Raw genomic sequence first — 25,396 nt, forward strand, 5'->3', positions numbered from 1 at the left:
ATTGCTATGCGAACCGGCCGCCACTCCGCTCGAAAACGCGATCAGACCGCTTGCGTGCTCCCCGATTGCGCGCAACCATGGCGGTCCTCCCGACGGCCATTCCCGCCGTCATCCTTGCCATGAACGGACCTCCCCATGACGCGGCTGCGCTGTGCGATTCTCGACGACTATCTCGATGTGGCCCAGAAGGTTGCGGACTGGTCCAAGGTCGCCGACCGCGTTGACGTCACCGTCTTCAACCAGCCCTTTGCAACGACCGAGGCCGCCGCCAGCGCCCTGAAGGATTTCGAGATCATCTGCGCGATGCGCGAGCGCACGCCGTTTCCGCGGGAGCTGTTTGCGGCTTTGCCCAACCTGAAGCTCCTGATCACCTCGGGCATGCGCAACGCCGCGATCGACATGGAAGCCGCCAAGGACCACAAGGTGGTGCTGTGCGGCACACAATGGGCCCGCGATCCGACCGCACCCCTGACCATGGGCCTGATCCTGGAGCTGACCCGCAATATCGGCCGCGAGAACGCGCGCATGCATGCCGGCGAACCGCTGCAGAAATTCGTCGGCATGGAAATCGAGGGCCGGACCCTCGGCGTCGTCGGTCTCGGCAAGCTCGGCACCAAGGTGTCGAAACTCGCCCAGGCGTTCGGCATGAACGTCATCGCCTGGAGCCCGAACCTGACGCCGGAGAAGTGCAAGGAAGCCGGTGTCGGCTACGCCACCAAGGAGGAATTGTTCGCGACCGCCGACATCGTCACCATCCACGTCGTGCTGAGCCAGCGCTCGCGCGGGCTGGTCGGGGCGGCCGACCTCGCGCGCATGAAGCCGACGGCCTATCTCGTCAACACCGCGCGCGGGCCGATCGTCGACGAGAGCGCGCTGCTGGACGCGCTGACCCAGAAGACGATCGCGGGCGCCGGCATCGACGTGTTCTCGGTCGAGCCGCTTCCGGTCGATCATCCGTTTCGCAAGCTCGACAATCTCGTGCTGACGCCGCATCTCGGCTACGTCACCGAAGACAGTTTTCGCAACCACTACACCCAGATGGTCGACGGCATCGACGCCTGGTTCAAGGGCGAAACGCCGCGCCGATTGGCGTAGAGTTATTTTATTTGACGCGTTTTCTTTACGCGAACCGGCGTCCACTTCGCTCGAAAACGCTCTGTGAACGAAATCGCCCTCCTGCGTGGAGCAGGAGGGCGAATGTCTCGCGGATAAATCAGATCAAATGGTCTAGCGAACCGTGACCGGCGCGGGCAGCGGCGGCACGACGGTCGGCTGCGTGCCGGGAATGGGCCCCAGTTGGGCCTGCGACGGCGCGGGACCACCTGCCGCGGGGCCACCGGGCGGCGGCGCGGCCGAAGCGGTCGCGGTTCCCGGCGGCGGACCACCGGGCATGACCACTACGCGGGTTCCGACCTTGGTGCGCTCGAACAGATCGGACACGTCCTCGTTCAACATGCCGATGCAGCCGGACGAGACGAACTTGCCGATCGTCGAGGGCTGGTTGGTGCCGTGAATACGGTAGACCGTCGATCCGAGATACATCGCACGCGCGCCGAGCGGATTGCCGGGGCCGCCGGCCATGAAGCGCGGCAGATAGGGCTGGCGTTCGATCATTTCGGTCGGCGGATGCCAATCCGGCCACTCGGCCTTGCGGCTGATCTTCTGCACGCCGGTCCAGGTGAAACCATCGCGGCCGACGCGAACGCCGTAGCGAATCGCGCGACCGCCACCCAGCACGTAATAGAGATAGGTGTTGGGCGTATCGACGACGATGGTGCCCGCGGGCTCCTTGGTCGGGAACGCAACTTCCTGGCGACGCAGGTTCGGCGGCAGCTGCGCGGGAGCAGCATCCGGCTGCTCTTCCGGCGGCAACGCTGAAAGTTGTACCGGCCTGCCGTCGGCTCCGACCGGGGCCTGTTGCTGAACCGATCCGGTAGCGCCGGCCGCGGGCGCGGCACCAACGGCCTCGGGCGGCCGCAGACCGCCGCGGTCATCATTCGGATAGACGATGCCGGCACCGGGAACGCGATTGTCGCCGCGATCGGAATAGACCGGCTGCGGCGAACCAGGCGCGCGATCGCCATAGATCACCGGCGGCGGGCCGGCCGGGCGACCGTAACGGGGATCATCGGGCGACATCACCGGGCCGGTGGGAATCGGCGGACCACGGTCCGAGTAAACCGGTGCACCGGCGGGACGGCCATAACGCGGATCAGCCGGCGACAGCACCGGGCCGGGCGGCGACAGCGCGGTCGAACTCTGCGCGTTCGGCGCCTCGTCGTCTTCCAGGGCGTCGAAGTCGGGCACGCCGGGGCCACGGCGTTCATCGATCGCGTAGCCACCGGGCACATAGGGTCCTGGAGCGGCCGAATTCACCGCGCCTGGAGGCACCGGATAGGACTGCTGCGCCTGCGCAAGCGAAGCTCCTGCCGCGCCGACGGCAACGGCAGCACAAATCGTCAGAATGCGGTTAATCATCATCGCTTTTGTATAGACCCCAAGCCACACCGGACCGTTAACGGCAGATGGCCGAAGATAGCGGCGCATTCAAGACAAAACAGCGAAGTTCGGCCCAAATCGGACATTTGTGAAGGTCCGTGAGGCTGCGGCAAAGATGCCTCAGCGCTCCGAAATCGCGATTCAGCGGCGGACGAAGCAGCCCGGCACCGATTTTATAACAAACAGGTTCCAAGCGTTGAGATATTCTCGAATCGGCCTGATTCGCGGCGGCGAAGCCGGGCCCTCTCAGTGGTCACCGCGTTCCCTTTGGCATCAACAGCCCTGCAGCCTCCTGGCAAGGTGGGAAACTCGCGTCCATGCTCCCCGGTTTTCGCTTTCTGTTTGCCGCCATCGTCCTGTCGATGTCTGTACTGATTTTCGGGCTTGGCGCGGCGGCCCTGCTGCGTTCGGCGCATGAAGAGTTTGCGAGCCTGCCGTCGCGGCGGGCACCCGCGGAACCCGTATTCACCCGCCAGAACGACCCGCCACTGCCGACACTGGCCCTGCTGCGCTTCGATCCGCCGGTTGCGGACGACAAGCCGTCGGAAAATGGACCCGTGGCGGTGGCGCCCGAAACCGTGACGCCGACCGAGCAATCCCCGGATGCCATGCCGGCCGAGCCGGAGAAACTGGCCGCATTGAAGCCGGAAGAACCGATGCCTGCCGTGGCGGCGACGCTGGAAATGGCCGCTGTGGACACAACAGCGGCGGAGACCGTTGCGCCGGTCGCCAATGAGGACGTGAAGGTGGCGGCGATTGCGGACGCTCCGGAGCCTTCAACGACCGCGGCCACGCCGGCGCCCGACAGGCTCTCGTTGGAAGGCAACATCGCCGCGACGAAAATCGCCACGCTGGGTGGGCCCGCCGTCACCATTGCGAACGCTGGCGACGCCAAGCCGGACCGCAGCATGGTCAGGAAGCGGAATGCCCAGCGCGCCCGGGAGCGGCGGCGTATCGCCGCGCGACGCGCAAGGCTGGCGGCGCAACTGGCGGCGGCGGCCGCTCAGCAGCTGGCCAACCCGTTTGGGCAAACCGCCGGCGTGCGTCGAACGCAATAGCCGCATTGTTTTTGACGCGTTTTGTTGACGTGAACGGTATCCGCGTCACTCGAAAACGCTTTGGAAGATCACGCCGGACCGGTCGCGATCGGCGGCCCGTCGGGCAATCCCCATTCGGACCAGGATCCGTCATACAGCGCGGAGCCGCGTACGCCGAGGCGATAGAGCGCAAGCGTCAGCACCAGCGCCGAGACGCCGGAGCCGCAGGTGGTGACGATCGGCTTCGTCATGTCGACACCGGCGCCGGCAAACGCCTTGCGCAATTCGTCGAGCGGCTTCATCGCGCCGGTCTTGGCGTCGAACAATTCCGCATAGGGCACGTTGCGGCTGCCGGGGATATGGCCGGAGCGGGAGTCCGGCCGCGGCTCCGGAGCGGTACCTTCGAAACGCCCGCGCGGGCGCGCATCGACCAGTTGCTCGGCGCGCGTGCCGACATTGGCAAGCACCTGCGCCTGGCTGCGGATGTAGCTGGGATCGAGCTTCGCCGTGAACTTGCCGGGCTTCGCCGTGACCCTGCCGGAGTGGGTCGGGCGGCCTTCCTGCGTCCATTTCTTCAAGCCGCCATCCAGCACCTTCACGTTGGCGTAGCCGAACGACAGGAACATCCACCACGCCCGTGGTGCCGCGACCCAACCGCCGGAATCGTAGGCGACCACGGTGTCGCCCGTGGAAATGCCGAGCCCGGCAATGTCACGCGCGAACTGCGCCGCATCGGGAAACATATGCGGTCGCGGATTGTCATGATCCGAGATCGCATCGACGTCGAAATACACGGCACCTGGAATATGCGCGGCGAGATAGTCGTCGACCGGCAGCGGCAGCACGCCGGGCAGCTTGAACGACGCATCGATCACCTTGACCTTGGGATCGTCGATATGCGCGGCGAGCCAGTCGGTTGAGACAAGCGGATCGTCGGTGGCGGTCATGAATGTGGACTCCGGCATTTTTCAAATCGTCGTTGCCGGGCTTGATGCCCCGGCAATCCGTCTGCTTCGAAACATGGATTTCTTTGTAGGAGGAACACGCGGGTCAGGCCCGCGTGTGACAAGTCTCAGCCTTTCGGCTTCTTCGGTTCCCACTTCTCGATCGGACCGCCGGCGTCGCGCCAGGCGGCGAAGCCGCCGCCCATATGCGCGACCGGTTTCAGGCCCATGTCCTTGGCGGTCTTGGCGGCGAGCGCCGAGCGCATGCCGCCGGCGCAGTGGAAGATGAATTTCTTGTCTTCCTGGAAGATCGGCTTGGCGTAGGGGCTCGCCGGATCGATCCAGAACTCCAGCATGCCACGGGTACAGGAGAACGCGCCGGGGATCTTGCCGTCACGCTCGATCTCGCGGGGGTCACGGATGTCGACGATCACGACGTCGGCGCCTTGCGCGGCCTTGATGGCGTCGGCGGCGCTGACGGTCTCGATCTCGGCGTTGGCCTCGTCGATCAGGGACTTGATGCCGCGGTGAATGGTCTGGGGCATGTTTCCACCTTTGTTATTTTCTTTGAAGTCATTCCGGGATGGTCCGAAGGACCAGACCCGGAATCTCGAGATTCCGGGTTCGCACTTCGTGCGCCCCGGAATGACCTGTGATCACCGCACCAGTTCCTTCATCGCGGCTTCGAGTCCCTCGATCGTGATCGGGAACATCCGCTCCGAAAACAGCCGGCGGACGATGGTGGTGGATTCCGAATAGTCCCAGTGCTTCTGCGCCACCGGATTGAGCCACACCGCATGCGGATAGGTCCGCGTCACGCGGTCGAGCCAGACCGAGCCCGCTTCTTCATTGACGTGCTCGACCGAGCCGCCGGGCACCATGATCTCGTAAGGCGACATAGAGGCGTCGCCGACGAACACCACCTTGTAGTCGTGCGGGTATTTATGCAGCACGTCCCAGGTCGGCGTGCGATCGGTGAAGCGGCGCTTGTTCTGCTTCCACACGCCTTCGTACAGGCAGTTGTGGAAGTAGAAATACTCCATGTGCTTGAATTCGGTCTTCGCCGCCGAGAACAGTTCCTCGACCTGCTCGATATGCGAATCCATCGAGCCGCCGATATCGAAGAACACCAGCAGCTTGACCGCGTTGCGCCGCTCGGGGCGCATGACCACGTCGAGATAGCCGTGGTTGGCGGTCTCCTTGATCGTGTTGTCGAGATCGAGTTCGTCCGGCGCGCCGGTGCGCGCGAATTTGCGCAGGCGCCGAAGTGCGATCTTGATGTTGCGGATGCCGAGCTCGACATTGCCGTCGAGATCCTTGAACTCGCGCTTGTCCCACACTTTGACGGCGCGGTTGTTGCGGTTCTTTTCCTGCCCGATCCGCACGCCTTCGGGATTATAGCCCTGGGCGCCGAACGGCGAGGTGCCGGCGGTGCCGATCCATTTGCTGCCGCCCTGGTGGCGGCCCTTCTGTTCCTCAAGCCGCTTGCGAAGCGTCTCCATGAGCTTGTCCCAGCCCATCGCCTCGATCTGCTTCTTCTCTTCCTCGGTGAGGTATTTCTCGGCGAGCTTCTTCAGCCATTCGGCGGGAATGTCCGCCTTCTCCATCGCGTCCAGCAGGCTTTCCAGCCCCTTGAACACGGTACCGAAGACGCGGTCGAACTTGTCGAGGTTGCGTTCGTCCTTCACCAGAGTGGCGCGGGACAGGTAATAAAAGTTCTCGACCGTCTGATCGGCGAGATCGGCGTCGAGCGCCTCCATCAGCGTCAGGTATTCCCGTAAAGTAACGGGCACCTGAGCGTCGCGCAGCGATGTAAAGAATTGCAGGAACATAGATGACAGATTGCCCGCCGGACAGCCGACGTCAAGGGCCAGTGCATACCAGACAGGCCTAGACCGGGAGCGTTTTTCAACTACAATTGAGCCATAAAAGGCTTTTTCCGGCAGGGGAAATATCAATGGGCATCATTGCGGCACTCGTCATCGGCGCGATCGCGGGCTGGCTGGCCGGACTGATCGTGCGCGGCGCCGGTTTCGGTCTGATCGGCAACATCGTGATCGGCATCATCGGCGCGCTGTTGGCGAGTTGGCTGTTGCCGCAACTTGGCGTCAGCCTCGGCGGCAGCGCGATCAGAGATATCGTCAACGCCACCATCGGCGCGGTGATCATCCTGGTCATCCTGTCGTTCATCAGACGCGCCTGACGAACCTCTTTCACTCCACGACCGCCGGACCGGCGGTCGTTTACTGTTCAGGCTGCTACAGTTCAGGTTATGGCGGCTCAAGAACGAACAACAAGGCAACCAGATAGATGAAATTTACCGGTACCAAGAACTACGTCGCCACCGACGACCTCAAGGTCGCCGTCAACGCTTCGATCGTGCTCGAGCGCCCGCTCCTGATCAAGGGCGAGCCCGGCACCGGCAAAACCGTGCTGGCGGAGGAAGTCGCCAAGGCGCTCGGCGCCCCGCTTCTGACCTGGCACATCAAGTCCACCACCAAGGCGCAGCAGGGCCTCTATGAATACGACGCGGTGTCGCGCCTGCGCGACAGCCAGCTCGGCGACAGCCGAGTGTCGGATATCTCCAACTACATCAAGCGCGGTAAATTGTGGGAAGCCTTCACCCATGAGAAGCGCCCGGTACTGCTGATCGACGAAATCGACAAGGCCGATATCGAATTTCCCAACGACCTGCTGCTCGAACTCGATCGCATGGAGTTCTTCGTCTACGAGACCGGCGAAAACATCAAGGCGAGCTTGCGCCCGATCGTGATGATCACCTCGAACAACGAGAAGGAACTGCCGGACGCGTTCCTGCGCCGCTGCTTCTTCCACTACATCAAGTTCCCCGATGCCGACACTATGAACAAGATCGTCGACGTCCACTTCCCCGGCATCAAGAAACGCCTGGTGGAAGAGGCGCTCCGTATCTTCTTCGAGGTGCGCGAAGTGCCGGGCCTGAAGAAGAAGCCGTCGACCTCGGAACTGCTCGACTGGCTGAAGCTGCTGCTCAACGAGGACATCACCCCGGAAATGCTGAGGGAGCGTGACCCGCGCAAGCTGATCCCGCCGCTGCACGGCGCGCTGCTCAAGAACGAGCAGGACGTGCATCTGTTCGAGCGGCTGGCCTTCCTCAGCCGACGCGAAGTGTAATTGCGGCCCAACGGCGCCGGAACTCCGGTTCTGGCGTTTCGTTTTCAAACGCGACAGACAATCAAACGCGACAGACAAGAAGAACAGGGAAGATGAACGTTCAAACCCAGATCGACAAAACCTTGCCCCGCGCCACCGAGCATTTCGACGTCCTGATCGCGGGCGCCGGCATCTCCGGCGTCGGTGCGGCCTATCACCTCATCAAGCAGTGTCCGGGAACGACCTTCGTCGCGCTCGAAACCCAGAAGACGTTCGGCGGCACCTGGAGCACGCATCGTTATCCGGGCATCCGCTCCGACAGCGATCTGCACACCTTCGGCTACAGCTTCAAGCCATGGACCAGCGCGCCGATCGCGAGCGCCGCCGAGATTTTGAAATACATGGGCGAAGTGATCGCGGAAAACGACCTCGGCCGCCATATCCGCTACCAGCACACCATCACCGCGGCGACTTGGTCGAGCACGGAAAACCTCTGGACCATCGATGCGGTGCGCACCGACACCGGCGAGCAGCTTCGCTTCACCACCAATTTCTTCTGGATGTGCCAGGGCTATTACCGCCACACCGAAGGCTACACGCCGGAGTGGAAGGACATGGCCAAGTTCAAGGGCCCGATCGTCCATCCGCAGAAATGGCCTGAAGATCTCGACTACAAGAACAAGCGCGTGATCGTGATCGGGTCCGGCGCCACCGCCGCGACGCTGATCCCGGCGATGGCCAAGGATTGCGCGCACATCACCATGCTGCAGCGCTCGCCGACCTATTTCCGCACCGGACGCAACGCGATCGAAATCACCGAAACGCTGCGCCAGTTGCAGGTCGATGAAGCGTGGATCCACGAAATCACCCGGCGCAAGATCCTGTTCGACCAGGACGCCTTTACCCGCAAGACGTTCGAGGAGCCGGAAGCCGCCAAGAAGGACCTGCTCTCCGCCGTCGAGGCCTATCTCGGCAAGGATTACGACATCGCCACCCACTTCACGCCAAGGTACCGGCCGTGGCGGCAGCGCATCGCCTTCATTCCCGACGGCGACCTGTTCCAGGGCATCAAGTCCGGCAAGGCCTCCGTCGTCACCGACGAGATCGACCGCTTCACCGAGAAGGGCATCCTGCTGAAATCCGGCAAGGAACTCGAAGCCGACATCATCGTCACCGCGACCGGTTTCAACCTCTCGGCCAATGGCGACATCGAATTTGCCGTCGACGGCAAGAAGCTCGATTTCGCCGATACCGTGACCTATCGCGGCATGATGTTCACCGGCGTGCCCAACCTGGTCTGGGTGTTCGGGTATTTCCGCGCCAGTTGGACGCTGCGCGTCGACCTGGTCGCCGACTTCGTTTGCCGGATGCTCAAGCACATGGAGCAAACCGGCGTGAAGAAGGTGACGGCGGAACTTCGGGCCGAAGACCACAACATGCCGCTGCTGCCCTGGATCGACCCGGAAAACTTCAACCCCGGCTACATGATGCGCGGCATGCATCTGATGCCCAAACGCGGCGACAAGCCGGAATGGCAGCACAACCAGGACTATTGGGCGGAAAAGGACGAATTTCCGAACATCGACCTGAAGGACAAGGCCTTCGTGTACGGCGCCTGAAACCCGCCACGCGGCAGTACCCAGAATTCCAAACCGCTCCCTCGGGAGCGGTTTTTTATTACCTTTATCTGGAATATTATATACTTTATGTATACTAAAATTGCGGAAATCGGTCTCACAACTGAATTTTTATCGACTCTATCGGCATTTATGTATACATGATGTACTCACGCAGAACGCGCGGGAGTACAGCCCATGCCCACCTCTTTTCCGCTCAATGCCTGGTATGCCGCCGCCTGGGACGTCGATCTCAAGCACGCGCTGTTTCCGCGCACGATCTGCGGCAAGCATGTCGTGATGTACCGCCAATCCAACGGGCAGGTCAGCGCGCTGGAAGATGCCTGCTGGCATCGTCTGGTGCCGCTGTCGAAGGGTCGGCTCGACGGCGACACCGTGATCTGCGGCTATCACGGCCTGAAATACAACGCGCAGGGCCGCTGCACCTACATGCCTTCGCAGGAGACCATCAACCCGTCGGCCTGCGTGCGCGCCTATCCCGTAGTCGAACGGCATCGTTTCGTCTGGCTGTGGATGGGCGATCCGGCACTCGCGGACCCTGCGCTGGTGCCGGACATGCACTGGAACGACGACCCCGCCTGGGCCGGCGACGGCAAGACCATTCACGTGAAGTGCGACTATCGCCTCGTGGTCGACAATCTGATGGACCTCACCCACGAGACCTTCGTGCACGGCTCCAGCATCGGCAACGATCACGTCGCCGAGGCCCCGTTCGACGTTACCCACGGCGACAGCACGGTCACGGTGACGCGCTGGATGCACGGCATCGAGGCGCCGCCGTTCTGGGCGGCGCAGTTGCAGAAGCCCGGTCCGGTCGACCGCTGGCAGATCATCCATTTCCAGGCGCCCGGCACCGTCAACATTGACGTTGGCGTCGCCCCGGCAGGCTCCGGCGCGCCGGACGGTGACCGCTCGCAGGGCGTCAACGGCTTCGTGCTCAACACCATGACGCCGGAGACCGAAACCACCTGCCACTATTTCTGGGCTTTCGCGCGCAATCACCGCATCACCGAACAGAAGCTCACCACCGAAATCCGTGAAGGCGTTTCCGGCATCTTCAAGGAGGATGAAACCATCCTCGAAGCGCAGCAGCGCGCGATGGACGCGAACCCGGATCGCACCTTCTACAATCTCAACATCGACGCCGGCGCGATGTGGGCGCGGCGCGTGATCGACCGCATGGTGGCGCGCGAGACCTCGCCGCAACACGCCCAGGCCGCGGAGTAGACCATGAGCGAACGCGACGCCGAACGCTCCGTCTCGCAGACCGTGCGGGCCCAGCTCGCGCTGCGCGACATGATCCTGTCCGGTCAGTTGCGGCCGGGCGAGCGCATTTCCGAACTGCAGGCGGTCGACATCACCGGCGTGTCGCGGACGCCGGTGCGGCTGGCGCTGGTCCGGCTCGAGGACGAGGGCCTGCTGCAGGCGATCCCGTCCGGCGGCTTCATGGTGAAGGCGTTCACCGAACGCGACATTCTCGATTCGATCGAGCTGCGCGGCACGCTGGAGGGGCTGGCCGCCCGGTTTGCCGCCGAGCGCGGCGTCAGCGCCCGCAGCCTCGAGCCGCTGAAGGAATGCCTCGCCGACATCGATCAACTGGTCCGGCAGGATCCGATCTCGGTCGAGGCGTTTTCGGCCTATGTGACGATGAACGCCCGCTTCCACGCCATTCTCAACGAACTGTCCGCCAGCGCGCCGGTGATCCGCGAGATCGACCGCGTCTCGGCGCTGCCGTTCGCAAGCCCAAGCGGATTCGTGATGGCACAGTCGGCTCTCCCCGAGGCGCATCAGATCCTGCTGATCGCGCAGGATCATCACCGCATCGTGGTCGACGCCATCGAGAATCGCGAGGGCGCCCGCGCCGAAGCCATCATGCGCGAACACTCCCGGCTCGCAGCCCGAAATTTGCGGCTGGCGCTGCGCAACCGCGCGCATCTCGACCTGCTGCCGGCCCTCGCTTTGCTCAAATCGTCCGCCGACTAGGGAGCCGCCATGCGCTTTGCCGAGCAATGGAGCTGGTGCACCGTGGAGACGATCCGCGACGTGACGCCCGCGATCCGTGAATTCCGCTTGCGTCCCGACAACGGCCAGGTGCCGCCCTGCCCGCCCGGCAGCCACATCAGCGTCGCCGTGCTGATCGACGGACAGCCAGCCAGACGCAGCTACTCGCTGGTGGCCAACCACGATCCCGGCACCTATCGCATCGCGGTGCGGCGGGCGCCGGACAGCCGCGGCGGCTCGCGCGGCATGTGGAATTTGCAGCCCGGCGCGCGGATCGAAATCTCCAGCCCGGCGTCGCTGATCGAGATCGACTGGAGCCGGAAGCACTACTGCCTGATCGCCGGCGGCATCGGCATCACGCCGATCACCGGCATTGCCGCCGCCCTGCGCCGCCGGAACGTCGACGCAACGCTGCACTATGCCGTGAAATCGCGCGGCGACGCCGCGTTCCTCGACGAGTTGTCCGCGCTGCTCGGCGATCGGCTGATCGTGCACGCCGGCGACGAGGGCGCGCGGATCGATCTCGATGCCACCTTCCGCGCCCTGCCCGATGACGCCATCACCGTGATGTGCGGACCGATGCGGATGCTGGAGGCCGCGCGGCGCGCCTGGAACGCCGCCGGCCGGGCGCCCGCCGACCTGCGCTACGAGACCTTCGGTTCCAGCGGCCTGATGCCGACCACTGAATTCCGCGTGCGCCTGAAGGATTCCGACACCGAGCTGGTGGTCTCGCAAACGAGTTCGATGCTCGACGCCCTGAACGGCGCCGGTTTCGAGGTGATGTCGGACTGCCAGCGCGGCGAATGCGGCGTCTGCGCCGTCGACGTCGTTGCGATCGATGGCGAGATCGATCATCGCGACGTGTTCTTCAGCGATGCCCAGAAGCAGGACAACCGCAAGATCTGTCCCTGCGTCTCGCGCGCGATCGGCGTCGTCACCATCGACACGTTGTATCGACCGGAAGTGGTTTAGGCCGGCAGCTTCACCGCCTCCAGTGACTGCTTGCCGCGGATCATGTCGGAGGCCTTGTCGGCGATCATCAAGGTCGAGGCGTTGAGGTTGGCCGAGATCATCCGCGGCATGATCGAGGCATCGACCACGCGCAGGCCCTGCAGCCCGTGCACGCGCAGCTGGTCGTCGACCACGGCCCATTTGGCATCCGCCGGTCCCATGCGGCAGGTGCAGCCGGGATGGAACGTGGTGGTGCCGCGCTCGGTGGCGGCGGCGAGGAATTCGTCGTCGCTCTGCACCTTCGGCCCGGGGAAGTCCTCATAGGCGTAGTATTGCGACAGCGGCGCGGAGGCCATCAGCCGGCGCGCCAGCTTCATGCCGGCGACGACGACGCGGCGGTCGAGTTCCTCGACCAGATAGTTGGTCTGAATGATCGGCGGCGCAAACGGATCGGCCGAACGCAGACGGACATAGCCGCGGCTTTCGGGGCGCTGCTGCCAGGACGCGATGGTCATGCCGGGCTCGTCCTCGAGCTGGCCCTGCACGCCCTCCTTGTAGCTCGCCGGCGTAAAGGTGAGTTGGAGATCCGAGCTCTCGGTGGTCTCGCCGGAGTGCCAGAAGCAATAGACCATGGTCGGCGACAGCGAGAGCAGGCCGCGCCGCGTGGTGGCCCATTTCAGCGCCTCGACCCAGAGGCTGAGGCCGCGCCGCATTTCATTGATGGTCCGGATGTTCTTGACGCGCGCGACCGTGCGCGGCGCGTAATGGTCCTGCAGGCCTTCGCCGACGCCCGGCAGCGCATGACGCACCTCGATGCCGAGCGAGCCCAGCAATTCCGGCGAGCCGACACCTGACAACTGCAGCACTTGCGGCGAATTATAAGTGCCGCCGGACAGGATGACTTCCTTGTTGGCGCGCACCTCGACCGGCGTGCCGCCCTTGCCACCTTTGAGGTAGCGCACGCCGACGGCGCGCTTGCCTTCGAAGATGATGTTGGTGACATGCGCGTGCGTCCGCACATCGACGTTGCCCCGCTTCACCGCCGGATGCAGGAATGCCTTCGCTGCGCTCATGCGCAGGCCGTTCTCGATCGTGCGCTGGCAGTACGACACGCCCTCCTGGATCGCGCCGTTGTAGTCGGGGTTGCGCGGGATGCCGAGGCTCATGGCCCCCTCCATGAACGCTTCGCACAGCGGATCCTGCCAATCCATGGTGGTGACGGTCAGATTGCCGTCGCGCCCACGAAACGTTTCGTCGCCTTCACCGATCCGCCGTTCCAGCCGCTTGAAGTAGGGCAAGATATCCGGATAGCCCCAGCCGCGATTGCCGAGCTGCGCCCAGGTGTCGAAATCCTGACGCTGGCCGCGGTTGTAGATGTGGCCGTTGATCGAGGACGAGCCGCCCAGCGTCTTGCCGCGCGGCGCGTAGATGCTGCGGCCGCCGGTCCACGGGCCGACCTCCTGCTGATAGGCCCAGTTGATGCTCTTCATGTGGAACGTCTTGATGAAGCCGGCCGGCAGATGGATGTAGGGATGCCAGTCCGTCGGCCCCGCTTCGAGCACGCAGACGCGGGTCGAGGAATCCTCGCTGAGCCGGTTGGCGAGCACGCTGCCCGCGGAGCCCGCGCCGATGATCACGTAGTCGAACGTTTCCATTTTATCTTTTCTGGCGCGGCTGGCGTTACCGCGGCTTTTCGTTGAGTTGATAGGTAAGATGCGCCTTCACCGTCGGCCATTCGCTGGCGATGATGCTGTAAACCACGGTATCGCGCAACGTGCCGTTCGGCGCGATCTGGTGGCTGCGTAAAATGCCGTCCTGCTTGGCGCCGAGCCGCTCGATGCCGCGCCGACTCTGGTGATTGAAGAAATGCGTGCGGAACTCGACCGCGATGCAATTCATCTTCTCGAACGCATGGGTCAACAGCAGCAGCTTGCATTGCGTATTGACCGCGCTGCGCTGCACGCGCTTGGCATACCAGGTCGAACCGATCTCGACGCGGCGGTTGGCGGCATCGACGTTCATGTAGGTCGTCATGCCCGCGATCTTGCCGTCGGCATCGTAAACCGTGAACGGCAGCATCGCGCCGGCGGCGAGCAGACCAAGCCGGCGATCGATTTCCTTGCGCATGCCTTCCGGCGTGGGAACGGCGGTATACCAGAGCTTCCACAGGTCGCCGTCGCCGACGGCTTCCGTGAGCCCGTCGCATTGATCTTGCGACAACGGCTCGAGCCGCGCGTGTTCGCCGCGCAAGGTGACAGGTTCAAGGAAGGGCATTTAAAACTCCTCTCCTCATCCTGAGGAGCGCTTCACTTGAAGCGCGTCTCGAAGGATGAGGCCATTGCCAGGGCCTCATGGTTCGAGACGCGTCGCAAGCGCGACGCTCCTCACCATGAGGGTTGATCATATCGCTCGCCGTCACTTATTCAAAAAATTCAGCGCCAGCCCGGGCCGCGCCCAGTCCATCGCGACCAGTTCGCCCCTGCCTGATAGCGTGATGTAGGCCGTCTTCAGATCGGGGCCGCCGAAGGCGATGTTGGTGGTCATGCGGTCGCCGGTCTCGACCTGCTCGACGATTTTGCCATCGGGCGCGATCACCGAGATACAGCCCGAGATCAGCGTCGCGACGCAGACATTGCCGGAGGCTTCCACGGCCAGCGAATCGAACATCTGGTAGCCGCCGAGACCCGCGATCGGCTTGCCGCGTTCGCCGCGATAAATCGGATCGCGCGGCTTGACCTCGCCGGGCGCGGCAAGATCGAACGCCCACAGCCGCGCCGTCGGCGTCTCCGCCACATAGACGGTGTTCTCGTCCGGCGACAGGCCGATGCCGTTGGCGGGCATCATGCCGAACGCGCCTTCGACGATCTCCTTCATGCCGGGCTTGATGTAGTAAAACGCGCCGACATCCATGTCGCGGGCGCGGCGCTTGCCGAGATCAGTGAACCAGAGTCCGCCGTGCTTGTCGAATACCAGGTCGTTCGGCCCCTTCAGCGGATGCTCGCCGACTCTATCGATCACGGTCTCGACCTTGCCGGTGGCGAGATCGACGCGCTGGATCGAGCCACCGATATATTCGGCCGCCGACGGCGGGCCCGGCATGAAGGTATTGCGGGTCGGAATCCAGCTAAAGCCGCCGTTATTGCAGACGTACATCTTGCCGTCAGGACCGAGGGCTGCGCCATTGGGGCCGCCCAGGATTTCCGCGACCACTTCCTTGCGGCCATCCGGCCAGACCCGCGTCAGCCTTTTGCCGCGGATTTCGACCAGCACCACCGAGCCGTCGGGCATGACGACGGGCCCTTCCGGAAATTCCAGATCGGTGGCGATTACGCGAACATTGGCCATGAAATCCTCCCGGCTTGCTTCGGCTGCAGGCGGATTCCAGCTCGATCCCCGCACGCGCAACATTTCGTTGCCCCAGTTATGGCAAAGTCGCCTGGGCTTGCCAACCCGAGCGCCTGCGCAACAGGTATTCTGGCGCGTACAGCGAAAAGCGGACGTTTGGCTTGCAAACATGGCTTTGCGATCTCGCGGCGCAATGCGCCCGGAGTTTTGCTGGAAACCTTGCCCTCGGAAATCAGAGGGCGCAGGGAAGACCGGGTGCGCGCTGCACCCGCGGTCTCGCGTGCGATTGCACAAAACAAAGTGCACACGAGCATACAGGTCAGCGGAGAACACTCCGGCCTTCCCTGCGCAATGGCTTTACGGCTTACTTCGCGCTCGCCCCGGTGACCGGCTTTCTTGCCACCGTCATTCCTGAGAAGTGTTTGCTTCCCGCGAAACTTGACGCCAGCACCGGGGCGTCAGGCCCACACGACTTCACCGTACGCTCACGCCGCGCTCGTCAGTCGCAGCATCAGCGTCCACCGCTACCCGCCCCTCGTTCGCGACGATGGCCAACGCCCCTTTGGTGGGACAGGATGGCGGGAGTTGGTAAGGTGTTTCTACCTGACATGCCAAGAAGAGAATTTTTTGATGGAGGGATTGACCAACGTGTTGGGCTGATTTGCCCGTCGGGTTGCAATTAGCGCCGCTTGCCGGGGCAACGAAACAATCTGTAGATGGGGTAACGGGCCCGCTACCCCATCTACGCATCGTGGAGCTAGCGATAGCGTACGTCGCCGCTTTGTCGACCGTGAGTGATGGATTACACTATCGCTGATCCAATCTCCGCCCGCTCCTTGCATTTTCAGCCTCGATAGGTTTAAAGCCCGCTGAGTTTATGAGCACCGGCATGAACGAGAACGCGTCGCGACGTCGTCACGAACAAAGTGAGACGCCCGGTGTGGCACGGATGCTTCTCCAAAGGAACCTATCATGGCAAAGATGACCAAGAACCAATTGATCGATGCAATTGCAGAGGCAACACAGATCTCCAAGGGAGATGTAAAGTCCGTCGTGGAGCAGATGGCGACCGTCGGCTACAAGGAATTGAATGAAGCAGGCGAGTTCGTTATTCCCGGCTTCGTCAAAATGTCCGTCGTGCACAAGCCTGCTACCGAGGCCCGCAGCGGGATCAATCCCTTTACGAAAGAGCCAATGGAGTTCGCGGCCAAGCCGGCCAGCAAGTCGGTCAAGGCATCTCCGCTGAAGGTCGTAAAAGACGCTGTTTAACTGAGGGGGTTATTCTCGGGCCGGGATCCATATCTCCAGCGCGCCATTGCCGATCGCCGGATCGAACTTCTCGTCGTAGCGCTCGAAGTTCGGCACGTCGGCCTGCTTTCCCGCAGGAACCAAACCACCGCCGCGGCTTTAATTCACAGGAGGTGGTCCCATGGAACACGATCCTTCTGTCGATCATACCCTTCAAGAAGCGCCGCCGACCGAAACCGAACGAAAGATGGGCATGCTGACCACGGGCGTCATTGCGCTCCTGGTCGTCGGAACCGCGATCTACTGGATGGCGTAGCCACGGTACGCGAAGGGCCCGCCGAACCCGCTCCATACCCCGCCGAAAAAGCGAGGGGTGGCGAGATTATTTTGAAGACGCCGGCTCGACGGGCAATCTTCCTGGCCGGACTTATCGGTGCAGTGCTCCTGGTGCTGGTCCGCTGAGTTTCACCGACCACCCGGCCTCGACCGACACGGCGCTAGCAAGCTTCATCACTGCTTGTCGTAACGCGCTACCGCTCTTGCGGATAAAGTCATCCTTCCGCAGCCAACAAATCGACAAAACTCTCGCGGAATCGTGAGGCTGTCGACGGCGCCGCCCGGTGACAAATTGTCCAGGAACCAAATTCACCCGTCGGCGTTTTTGCCCGCGGCAGGATTTAGATGTTTTGCAGGTTTTCAAATCTGGCTGTGCTTTGCATCGCCCTTGCGGCGGCGGCGGGGATGCTGGCTTGGGTTGCCACCATTGCGATCAATGTCTTGCTGGATTCGCCCGGCGGTAGTGCGGCAGCGGTAAGGATCATTACGCCCGTGAACGAGAGTGGACCAAACAGGAACTGACGCGGGCTCGCGGAATTATTCGTTCGTGCCGGCCGCCCCGGCACATCCCCTGCGACGACGGCCCTGGTGCTTCCCCGAACCGGGGCCGTTCCTTTTACTCCCTCACCGGTATCCATATCTCCAGCCCGCCGTTGCCGGTCGCCGGATCGAACTTCTCGTCGTAGCGCTCGAAGTTCGGCGCATCGGCGGCCTTCATGCCTGAGATCGGCAGCCAGTGATTCCAGATCGTATTGACGGTGCGGCGGATGGTCGAAATGTGTTCGGCGTGGGTGAACACCGCGTATTTCTGTTCGGGAATCCGCACGCGGGAAAATTCGCGCGGCAGGTCGGAGAAATCGGCGACCTCGACGCCGGCGATGTAATCGAAATTTCCGGCGTCGTCGCCGTTGCAGCAGACGCCATAGGCCACCGTGCCGATCCGCCCCGGGATATGATCGACGGACTGGTGAAACCGCTGCCACTGGTTCGGAATACCGGCGCCGCCATTCTCGTGGGTGCAGCGCTCGCTGATCCCGGCGACCAGCAACGGCCTGGAGGTTTCGAAGCGCGGGGCCTTGAGATGATCGAGTGCGGTTGAATTCATGACGATGGGCTCCTGTAGCCTGAGGTGATCGAGGCACGTTGCGGTGCGGACCGCTTCGGGCGTTACGCCGAAATGATCGCGGAACGCGCGGGTGAAGGCTTCGTGGGAGCTGTAGTCCGCATCCAGCGCCAGGCTGAGAATGTCAGGCGCGCCGGCGGCCAATGCACGCGCCGCCTTGCTCAGGCGGCGCGCACGCACATAGCGCATCACCGAAAGCCCGGTCGCGGCGCCGAACGCCCGCACCAGATGGAAGCGCGAGACACCGCTGACGCCGGCGATCTCGTCGAGCGTCAACGGCGCGGCAAGATGGCTTTCGATGTACCAGAGCGCCTTCTGGGCAGGATTCATGGACGACAGCTTTCGTTCGAAGCAGTGCCATCATGATCGTTTGGCCGGTGCCTCGTTTGACAGTACTTGCTCCCTCGGATCGGAACACCGCTTGTTCCGCCTTGCGGAAATTGGCGAATACTTCCTTGTATGACGCGTTTTCTGCGCAGATAAGTCTACGCAATCTGCGTAAACTTGATTGCTTTGCGAACCGGTACCCACTTCGCTCGAAAACGCTCTAAAAGCTGCGCTGGTAACATAGTCCCAATCGTGCATACTCCCTGCCTGCATTGAATCCGACGGCTCACCAAGCTGCCCCACAATAAAGACTGCAAGAGCCTCGGCCAGCACGTCAGGGAGGACGATTAATGCGCTACCGTGTCTTGAATCATGTCACATCCGTTGCGCTTGCGGGACTGTTCGCCATAGCGGTCGCAAGCTCAGCCAACGCCCAGAAGAAATACGACCCGGGTGCGACCGATACCGAGATCAAGATCGGCAACATCATGCCCTATTCGGGGCCTGCGTCCGCCTATGCGACGATCGGCAAGACCGAAGCCGCCTACTTCAACAAGATCAATTCCGAAGGCGGCATCAACGGCCGCAAGATCAACTTCATCAGCTATGACGACGGCTACAGCCCGCCGAAGATGGTGGAGCAGGCGCGCAAACTGGTCGAAAGTGACGAGGTGCTGCTGATCTTCAATCCGCTCGGCACCCCCGGCAACACCGCCATTCAGAAATACATGAATGCGAAAAAAGTGCCGCAGATCTTCGTGTCGACCGGTGCGGCGAAATGGAACGATCCGAAGAATTTCCCGTGGACGATGGGCTGGCAACCGAGCTACCAGGTCGAGGCCCGCATCTACGCCAAGTACATTCTGCAGAACCATCCCGGCAAGACCATCGGGGTGCTCTATCAGAATGACGACTTCGGCAAGGACTACGTGATCGGGCTGCGCGAAGGGCTCGGCGACCAGGCCAACAAGCTGATCGTCGTCGAAAGCTCCTACGAGACCTCGTCGCCGACAGTGGATTCGCAGGTGGTGCAGATCAAGGGCGCCAATCCCGATATCTTCATCAACATCTCGACGCCGAAATTCGCGGCGCAAGCGATCAAGAAGCTCGGCGAGCTGAAATGGACTCCGATCCATTTCCTGACCAACGTCTCCGTCTCCGTCGGCAGCGTCATGAAGCCCGCCGGGTACGAGAACGGCCAGGGCATCCTCAGCGCCGCCTATCTCAAGGACCCGAAGGACCCGCAGTGGAAGAACGACCCGGGCATGAACGAATGGCGCGCCTTCATGACCAAGTGGTATCCCGAAGGCGACCAGGAAGACGCCGCGACCACCTTCGGCTACGGCGTGGCCCAGGGCATCGTCCAGGTGCTGAAACAGTGCGGCGACGACCTCACCCGCGAGAATGTCATGAAGCAGGCGGCCAACCTGAACTTCGAGCTCGGCGTCTACCTGCCCGGCACCAAGATCAAGACCAGCCCGACGGATTTTGCCCCGCTCGAACAGCTTCAGATGATGAGGTTCAAGGGCGAAAGCTGGGAATTGTTCGGACCGCTGATGTCAGGCGAGAAGAATTCGTAGGGCGGAACTCTCTCCCCGTCATTCCGGGATGGTGCGTTAGCACCAGACCTCAGGGGTGCAATTGCACCCCGGGGAATCTCGAGATTCTCCGATGTGCAATTGCACATCGGAGTTCGCGCTAACGCGCGCCCCGGAATGACGACATCAACTACTTCCCGCCATCCTTCACCGCCGGCGCCGCGTCCTTGGCCGGCGGCGCGTCGGCCTTCTTCTTCAGATCCTCGTCCGTCTTCTTCTGCGCCGCCTGCAAGTCACCGACGGTCTTCAGCAAGCCCACGACCGTGCCCTTCAGTCCCTCGATCTGCCGGTTGGCCGCGTCGATCTTCTGCTGGTGGTCCAGCGTCAGCTTCGTGATCGTCTTCTGCAGGAAATCGACATTGCTCTGCAGGCAGCTGGTCCGCCGCTCCATGGTTTTCTCGACGGTGCAAATTTCGATGCCGGGAACGTCCTGCGCGTAAAGCGCCGCAGGAAAACCGGCCATCCACAGCACGGCCAGGACAGTCGTCAAGGCAGGCATCATGGCAGTCGTCGCAGTACGGGCGATCATCAAATCCTCGTTCGACATTCAGTCTTAGTTTCGACGTGTTTTCTTTCCGCGAACCGGTACCCGCCTCGCCCGAAAACGGTATCACGGCAATTTGCGCGAAGCCCGCCGCCGGCGCCAGAGATACCACACTGATACCTCATTCCAGCGCTGTGCTTCGGCCGTTACGGACGATGAATTTAGCCGCGGAACTCGAACCCCAAGGGTTTTGCCCCCAAGGGGGTTTGCGGGCCCCGGCAGTGGAGATTGATTAGATGGCAACGCGTGAAAAGCGGCTGGCGCAATTCGACGGCAGCGGCGAGCCACCCTCGGATCAACCGGTGGAGGTGCTTTGCGAGGATCACAGCGGCACCTATCAGCTTCCATTCGTCTGCCGCTGGATCGACGGCCAATGGCGCAATGACAAGACCGGTGGCGCCGTCGAGGCCACCGTGGTCGGTTGGCGACTGCCGCGCGGCAATTCGCTGTAGGACAAAGCCGCGGCCCGCGTATTGTGCCAGAACGCGACGGGCTTGGGTGTCGTGTTAAGGTTCGGAACGTGGAAAGAACGAACCGCGCCCGAATCACTGCTTTAGCGCTGTACTCGGCTGTTCACGGCTAGATATCGGCCAAAATCCGAGGCGGCGCCCCACATACAGCACGACGATAAAGGGCCACAGCCAGCGGCCGACGACAAAGGTTAATTCCTCCTGGGATGACATGGCGGTCACTTCCAGGGCGTTACAGGCGGCACCTTGTCGGTGGCCGGCGGCATGTCGACGGTCTTGAAGTCCGCCGGACTGACGATTTCGAGATACTCCATGTCCGGCGAGTAATCGTAGAGGTAATGCGTGATGCCGGGCCGCTGATGCACCACATCGCCGGCCTGCACCAGGGTCGGCTTGTCCTCGTACATGAAGCGGGCCCAGCCCTTCATCATGATGACGATCTGGAAGTCGCATTCATGCTTGTGCCAGCCGGTACCATCCTCGGGCGGCATCTCGGGATTGGCCTTGACGAGGTGACAGATCACCTGGCCGCCAGTGGCGGAGGCGATGCCGAGATCGCGATACAGGAAGAAATCGCGCAGACCGCCGCCGGTGAATTCGGTGTCGGTCGGTTTGACGTGGGAGAATTTGCTGACGACGGCGTGCTGATTCATGGAAGCCTCCACGGTTCTTGTTCGCGAGACGCGACCAGGCAAGGCGTCCAAATTTTCGGCAGCGTCGCATCGTCGCGTTCACGGCTGCATGTTGCTATGCGAAATCCGCGCCAATCGCGCTGCACTGCGGCGATTTGACCGATGCCGGCCGCAGACACGGCGAAACGCTTGGCGGGAAGCCGGAATTCAGGTTGGACGATTTTGGGCGGCTGACCGGGGCGCCGGCGGCAGATGCGGCCGCCGCCGCTTTTCTGACACCGGCTTGAGCAGGGCCTGCCCGGGCTTTGAGCCCTTCAAACGGGCAACGCGCCGCACCGGCTGCCTAATATTCGACCTCGAGCTCTTCGATGTCGGCGGGCTCGGTCTTGGCGGCTTCGATCCACTCCACCATCTCGGGCATGGCCATGATGGTCGTGGCGTAGGCCGCGAGCCTGGGCTCGAGCTTCACATCATAGGTCATGAAACGGGTGACGACGGGCGCATACATGGCGTCCGCCATGGTGCGTTCGCCGAACAGGAACGGCCCGCCGGACTGGGCCAGGCATTCGCGCCAGATGGTGCAGACCCGGTCGATGTCGGCCTGCGCCCGCGACCAGATCTTGAAGCCCGGGAAATGGCCCTTCAGATTGACCGGCAGCGAGGCGCGCAGCGTCGTGAAGCCGGAATGGATTTCGCCGCAAATCGACCAGCAATGGGCGCGCTGGATGCGGTCCGCCGGCACCAGACCGGCCTCCGGCTTGATCTCGTTGAGATACTCCGCGATCGCCAGCGTATCCCAAACCGTAGCGCCGTCATGGCGCAGGCACGGCACCAGGATCGAGGACGACAGCAGCAGGATTTCGGCCCGCGCCGACGCATCGTCCGGCGCGGTCACGACCTCCTCGAATTCCAGCCCGGAAAACTTCGTCAACAGCCAGCCGCGCAGCGACCATGACGAATAGTTCTTGCTGGAGATAGTCAGTGTCGTTTTCGCCATCTGGCCTTTTCCTCAACCCCTGAACGCCGTCCGCATCGGTCCGCGCGGCCGGCCGCAGCGCCGCCCAATCGGTGCGCGTCGGGCCTTTTACGCAGCAAGCCACGTGCCAGTTTAAGGGGCGACCGACACCCGCTCTGGCTCCGATATTGCATGGCCATATCGGACAGGGGCGGATGTGAATGATGTCAATAATGTACCAGGCCTATCAGAACCACATGGACCTCACGGCGCCATGGCGGACCGGGGCTGCGGCGGCGCTGAAATATCTCAACCTGGTGCCGCAAGGCGTCTCCGACAAAGCGTTCGGGCGGCTTGCCGCCGCACTCGAACTGATCTCGCGGACGTCGCTGACCTATACGCGACCGGCTTACGGCATCGACAAGGTGCTGGTCGGCAACCAGGAGTTCGCGGTCACCGAGGAGGTCGCCTACGCGACGCCGTTCGGCTCGCTGCTGCGCTTCAAGAAGGAAAATTCGCCGGAGCAGCCGAAACTGTTGCTGGTGGCGCCAATGTCCGGCCATTTCGCGACGCTGCTGCGCGGCACGGTGAAGACGCTGCTGCAGGACCACGACGTCTACATCACCGACTGGCACAATCCGCGCGACATTCCGCTCGGCGCGGGCCGGTTCGGCCTTGAGGATTATACCGATCACCTGATCGCTTTTTTGGACCAGATGGGTCCGCGCTCGCACATGGTGGCGATCTGCCAGCCTTCGGTGTCGGCGCTGGCCGCAGCCGCGGTGATGTCGGAAGAAAATCATCCCGCCCGCCCGGCGACGCTGACCCTGATGGCCGGCCCGATCGACACCCGAATTCAGCCGACCAAGGTCAACGATTTCGCCAAGAGCAAGCCGATCAAGTGGTTCGAGGAGAACCTGATCAATTACGTGCCGGTGCAATGCAAGGGCGCGTTCCGCCAGGTCTATCCCGGCTTCGTGCAACTCACCGCCTTCGTATCGATGAACCTCGAACGCCACATCAAACAGCATATCGATCTGGCCGATCACCTCGCCAAGGGCGAGAAGGCGAAGGCCGAGCTGATCAAGACCTTCTACGACGAATATTTCGCTGTGATGGACCTGCCGGCGGAGTTTTACATCGAGACCGTGCGCGACGTGTTTCAGGAGCACCTGTTGCCGCAGGGCAAACTGATGCATCGCGGCCGGCCGGTGAACCCGGCCTCGATCAAGCGCATGGGCCTGATGACGGTGGAAGGCGAGAAGGACGACATCTGCTCGATTGGCCAGACGCTGGCGGCGCAGGACCTCTGCACCAGCGTGCGCGCCTATCGCCGGGTGCACCACATGCAGGCCGGCGTCGGCCATTACGGCGTGTTCTCGGGAAAACGCTGGAATAACGAAATCTATCCGCTGCTGCGCGATTTCGTGCATGTGAATTCGTGATGCTTTCTTACCTCTCCCGCTTGCGGGGGAGGTCGACGCGCGGAGCGCGGCGGGTGGGGGAAAATCTCTCCCGGAATTCGGTACCGACTATGCGGCGACACCCCCACCCCAACCCTCCCCCGCAAGCGGGAGAGGGAGCCAACCGCCGTTGCCGAACTAGCCGCCCTTCCCTTCCCACGCTAAAACCCTCCCCGCGGCCGACCGTCCAAGAGTCGTCCCGGGAGGATTTATCATGCGGTGTTCCAACCATTTTCGTGCTCTCGCGCTCGGCCTCGTCAGCGCCGTCCTGCTGACGGCGGCGGCCGGTGCCGCCGAGGTCCGGGTGATGATCTCGGGCGGGATGACCGCGGCCTACAAGGCGCTGGTGCCCGAATTCGAACGCGCCACCGGCCACAAGGTGCTGACCGCCTACGGGCCGTCGATGGGCACGACCACCAATGCGCTCCCGGTGCGGCTGGAGCGCGGCGAACCGGCCGACGTCCTGATCATGGTCGGCTACGCGCTCGGCGATCTCGTCAAGCAGGGCAAGGTCATCGCCGACTCAAAGGTCGATCTGGTCAGGTCGCCGATCGGCGTTGCCGTGAAGTCGGGCGCCCCCAAACCGGACATCTCGTCGGCGGACGCGGTCAAGCAGGCGCTGCTGGCGGCGAAAACCATCGCCTATTCCGACAGCGCCAGCGGCGTCTATGTCTCGACCGAGATATTCGCCAAGCTCGGCATCACCGATGCCATGAAGGACAAGGCCCGGAAGATTCCGGCAACCCCGGTCGGCGAAATCGTGGCCCACGGCGACGCCGAACTCGGCTTCCAGCAGATCAGCGAGCTGAAGCCCGTCGCAGGCATCGACATCATCGGCCCGCTGCCGGACGCGTTGCAGCAGATCACGATATTCTCCGCCGGGATCGCCACCGTTTCCAAGGAGCCGGACGCCGGCAAGGCGCTGATCAAATTCCTGGCCTCGCCCGCTGCCCGCTCCGAGCTCGTCAAGAGCGGCATGGACCCGATTGCGGGCGCGACGAACTAGGGCGTCTAGCCCACATTGCGCCGTCGGCGTCCGGTCAACCTGGGAAGCAACGTCGGACGCTTGCGCGCGGATATGGACATCCCCGATATTGGCGAAGTGCGCTACTCGACCGGAGTGAGCGCAAAATCCAATTTTCTATTCCACGGCT

25 protein-coding genes and 1 pseudogene are annotated in these 25,396 nt (G+C 62.8%); 14 read left to right on the plus strand and 12 right to left on the minus strand.

From position 1 onward, the window contains the following. Window positions 1–135: 135 nt before the first annotated feature. Complete coding sequence (locus FFI89_RS26575) at window positions 136–1,095, plus strand: D-2-hydroxyacid dehydrogenase family protein (RefSeq protein WP_138830511.1); 960 nt, start codon at window positions 136–138, stop codon at window positions 1,093–1,095. Between the two features lie 132 nt (window positions 1,096–1,227). On the opposite strand, the gene FFI89_RS26580 is transcribed toward FFI89_RS26575, so the two are convergent. After that, complete coding sequence (locus tag FFI89_RS26580) at window positions 1,228–2,481, minus strand: L,D-transpeptidase (protein WP_138830512.1); 1,254 nt, start codon at window positions 2,479–2,481, stop codon at window positions 1,228–1,230. Between the two features lie 335 nt (window positions 2,482–2,816). On the opposite strand from FFI89_RS26580, the gene FFI89_RS26585 reads away from it, so the two are divergent. Further along, the gene (locus FFI89_RS26585) at window positions 2,817–3,557 is read left to right on the plus strand and encodes a hypothetical protein (protein WP_138830513.1); all 741 of its coding nucleotides are present in this window, start codon (window positions 2,817–2,819) and stop codon (window positions 3,555–3,557) included. Between the two features lie 68 nt (window positions 3,558–3,625). Here FFI89_RS26585 and sseA read toward each other — a convergent pair whose 3' ends face one another. The 3 genes from sseA to FFI89_RS26600 form a co-directional block, all read right to left on the minus strand. Beyond that, window positions 3,626–4,483 carry a 3-mercaptopyruvate sulfurtransferase gene (sseA, locus tag FFI89_RS26590; RefSeq protein WP_138830514.1) on the minus strand — a complete coding sequence of 286 codons (858 nt, stop codon included), beginning with the start codon at window positions 4,481–4,483 and terminating at the stop codon, window positions 3,626–3,628. 125 nt (window positions 4,484–4,608) lie between these two features. Then, a complete protein-coding gene (locus FFI89_RS26595) occupies window positions 4,609–5,025 on the minus strand; it encodes a rhodanese-like domain-containing protein (protein ID WP_138830515.1) in 417 nt (138 codons plus the stop codon). 111 nt (window positions 5,026–5,136) lie between these two features. Beyond that, entirely contained in the window at window positions 5,137–6,312 is a 1,176-nt protein-coding gene (locus FFI89_RS26600) for a VWA domain-containing protein (protein ID WP_138830516.1), read from the minus strand. 125 nt (window positions 6,313–6,437) lie between these two features. Between FFI89_RS26600 and FFI89_RS26605 the strand changes: the two genes are divergently transcribed. From FFI89_RS26605 to FFI89_RS26630, 6 genes are all read left to right on the plus strand, one after another. Beyond that, entirely contained in the window at window positions 6,438–6,683 is a 246-nt protein-coding gene (locus FFI89_RS26605) for a GlsB/YeaQ/YmgE family stress response membrane protein (RefSeq protein ID WP_138830517.1), read from the plus strand. A 107-nt stretch (window positions 6,684–6,790) separates the two neighbouring features. After that, window positions 6,791–7,633: a MoxR family ATPase gene (locus tag FFI89_RS26610; protein WP_138830518.1), complete on the plus strand. Its 843-nt coding sequence runs from the start codon at window positions 6,791–6,793 to the stop codon at window positions 7,631–7,633. A 92-nt stretch (window positions 7,634–7,725) separates the two neighbouring features. Beyond that, window positions 7,726–9,231, plus strand: a complete 1,506-nt coding sequence (locus FFI89_RS26615) for an NAD(P)/FAD-dependent oxidoreductase (RefSeq protein ID WP_138830519.1) — start codon at window positions 7,726–7,728, stop codon at window positions 9,229–9,231. Between the two features lie 195 nt (window positions 9,232–9,426). Next, entirely contained in the window at window positions 9,427–10,476 is a 1,050-nt protein-coding gene (locus tag FFI89_RS26620; RefSeq protein ID WP_138830520.1) for an aromatic ring-hydroxylating dioxygenase subunit alpha, read from the plus strand. 3 nt (window positions 10,477–10,479) lie between these two features. Further along, window positions 10,480–11,232, plus strand: a complete 753-nt coding sequence (locus FFI89_RS26625) for a GntR family transcriptional regulator (RefSeq protein WP_138830521.1) — start codon at window positions 10,480–10,482, stop codon at window positions 11,230–11,232. 9 nt (window positions 11,233–11,241) lie between these two features. Continuing rightward, on the plus strand, window positions 11,242–12,222 hold the full coding sequence (locus tag FFI89_RS26630; RefSeq protein ID WP_138830522.1) for a PDR/VanB family oxidoreductase: 981 nt from the start codon (window positions 11,242–11,244) through the stop codon (window positions 12,220–12,222). Here FFI89_RS26630 and FFI89_RS26635 read toward each other — a convergent pair. The 3 genes from FFI89_RS26635 to FFI89_RS26645 all read right to left on the minus strand — a co-directional run bounded on the left by FFI89_RS26635 (window position 12,219) and on the right by FFI89_RS26645 (window position 15,546). Then, entirely contained in the window at window positions 12,219–13,856 is a 1,638-nt protein-coding gene (locus tag FFI89_RS26635; protein ID WP_138830523.1) for a GMC family oxidoreductase, read from the minus strand. The two genes, FFI89_RS26630 and FFI89_RS26635, sit on opposite strands and share 4 nt — an antisense overlap. A gap of 25 nt (window positions 13,857–13,881) precedes the next feature. Next, the gene (locus FFI89_RS26640; RefSeq protein ID WP_138830524.1) at window positions 13,882–14,475 is read right to left on the minus strand and encodes a GNAT family N-acetyltransferase; all 594 of its coding nucleotides are present in this window, start codon (window positions 14,473–14,475) and stop codon (window positions 13,882–13,884) included. Between the two features lie 141 nt (window positions 14,476–14,616). Then, window positions 14,617–15,546: an SMP-30/gluconolactonase/LRE family protein gene (locus tag FFI89_RS26645; RefSeq protein WP_138830525.1), complete on the minus strand. Its 930-nt coding sequence runs from the start codon at window positions 15,544–15,546 to the stop codon at window positions 14,617–14,619. 972 nt (window positions 15,547–16,518) lie between these two features. Here FFI89_RS26645 and FFI89_RS26655 point away from each other — a divergent pair. Continuing rightward, a complete protein-coding gene (locus tag FFI89_RS26655) occupies window positions 16,519–16,815 on the plus strand; it encodes an HU family DNA-binding protein (protein ID WP_138830527.1) in 297 nt (98 codons plus the stop codon). Window positions 16,816–16,824: 9 nt separating this feature from the next. Here FFI89_RS26655 and FFI89_RS35425 read toward each other — a convergent pair. Beyond that, a pseudogene (locus FFI89_RS35425) lies at window positions 16,825–16,923 on the minus strand (AraC family transcriptional regulator); the annotation flags it as partial. Window positions 16,924–16,975: 52 nt separating this feature from the next. Here FFI89_RS35425 and FFI89_RS35275 point away from each other — a divergent pair. Then, window positions 16,976–17,110, plus strand: a complete 135-nt coding sequence (locus tag FFI89_RS35275; protein ID WP_256379160.1) for a hypothetical protein — start codon at window positions 16,976–16,978, stop codon at window positions 17,108–17,110. Window positions 17,111–17,746: 636 nt separating this feature from the next. Here FFI89_RS35275 and FFI89_RS26670 read toward each other — a convergent pair. Continuing rightward, on the minus strand, window positions 17,747–18,583 hold the full coding sequence (locus FFI89_RS26670; protein WP_138830528.1) for an AraC family transcriptional regulator: 837 nt from the start codon (window positions 18,581–18,583) through the stop codon (window positions 17,747–17,749). 347 nt (window positions 18,584–18,930) lie between these two features. Between FFI89_RS26670 and FFI89_RS26675 the strand changes: the two genes are divergently transcribed. Beyond that, complete coding sequence (locus FFI89_RS26675) at window positions 18,931–20,160, plus strand: ABC transporter substrate-binding protein (RefSeq protein ID WP_138830529.1); 1,230 nt, start codon at window positions 18,931–18,933, stop codon at window positions 20,158–20,160. A gap of 148 nt (window positions 20,161–20,308) precedes the next feature. Here the strand turns inward: FFI89_RS26675 and FFI89_RS26680 are convergent, their stop codons facing one another. After that, window positions 20,309–20,641, minus strand: a complete 333-nt coding sequence (locus FFI89_RS26680; RefSeq protein WP_138835734.1) for a hypothetical protein — start codon at window positions 20,639–20,641, stop codon at window positions 20,309–20,311. A gap of 317 nt (window positions 20,642–20,958) precedes the next feature. Between FFI89_RS26680 and FFI89_RS26685 the strand changes: the two genes are divergently transcribed. Then, on the plus strand, window positions 20,959–21,174 hold the full coding sequence (locus FFI89_RS26685) for a hypothetical protein (protein WP_138830530.1): 216 nt from the start codon (window positions 20,959–20,961) through the stop codon (window positions 21,172–21,174). Window positions 21,175–21,410: 236 nt separating this feature from the next. Here FFI89_RS26685 and FFI89_RS26690 read toward each other — a convergent pair whose 3' ends face one another. After that, window positions 21,411–21,845 carry a cupin domain-containing protein gene (locus tag FFI89_RS26690; protein WP_138830531.1) on the minus strand — a complete coding sequence of 145 codons (435 nt, stop codon included), beginning with the start codon at window positions 21,843–21,845 and terminating at the stop codon, window positions 21,411–21,413. Between the two features lie 322 nt (window positions 21,846–22,167). After that, window positions 22,168–22,821 carry a glutathione S-transferase family protein gene (locus tag FFI89_RS26695; protein ID WP_138830532.1) on the minus strand — a complete coding sequence of 218 codons (654 nt, stop codon included), beginning with the start codon at window positions 22,819–22,821 and terminating at the stop codon, window positions 22,168–22,170. Window positions 22,822–23,000: 179 nt separating this feature from the next. Here FFI89_RS26695 and FFI89_RS26700 point away from each other — a divergent pair, with 179 nt between their 5' ends. Both FFI89_RS26700 and FFI89_RS26705 read left to right on the plus strand, forming a co-directional pair. Then, the gene (locus tag FFI89_RS26700; protein ID WP_138830533.1) at window positions 23,001–24,224 is read left to right on the plus strand and encodes a polyhydroxyalkanoate depolymerase; all 1,224 of its coding nucleotides are present in this window, start codon (window positions 23,001–23,003) and stop codon (window positions 24,222–24,224) included. A gap of 232 nt (window positions 24,225–24,456) precedes the next feature. After that, window positions 24,457–25,248, plus strand: coding sequence for an extracellular solute-binding protein (locus FFI89_RS26705; protein WP_138830534.1), 792 nt, complete (start codon window positions 24,457–24,459; stop codon window positions 25,246–25,248). Window positions 25,249–25,396: the final 148 nt, after the last annotated feature.

This window comes from Bradyrhizobium sp. KBS0727 (genome assembly GCF_005937885.2).
Classification (GTDB): Bacteria; Pseudomonadota; Alphaproteobacteria; order Rhizobiales; family Xanthobacteraceae; genus Bradyrhizobium.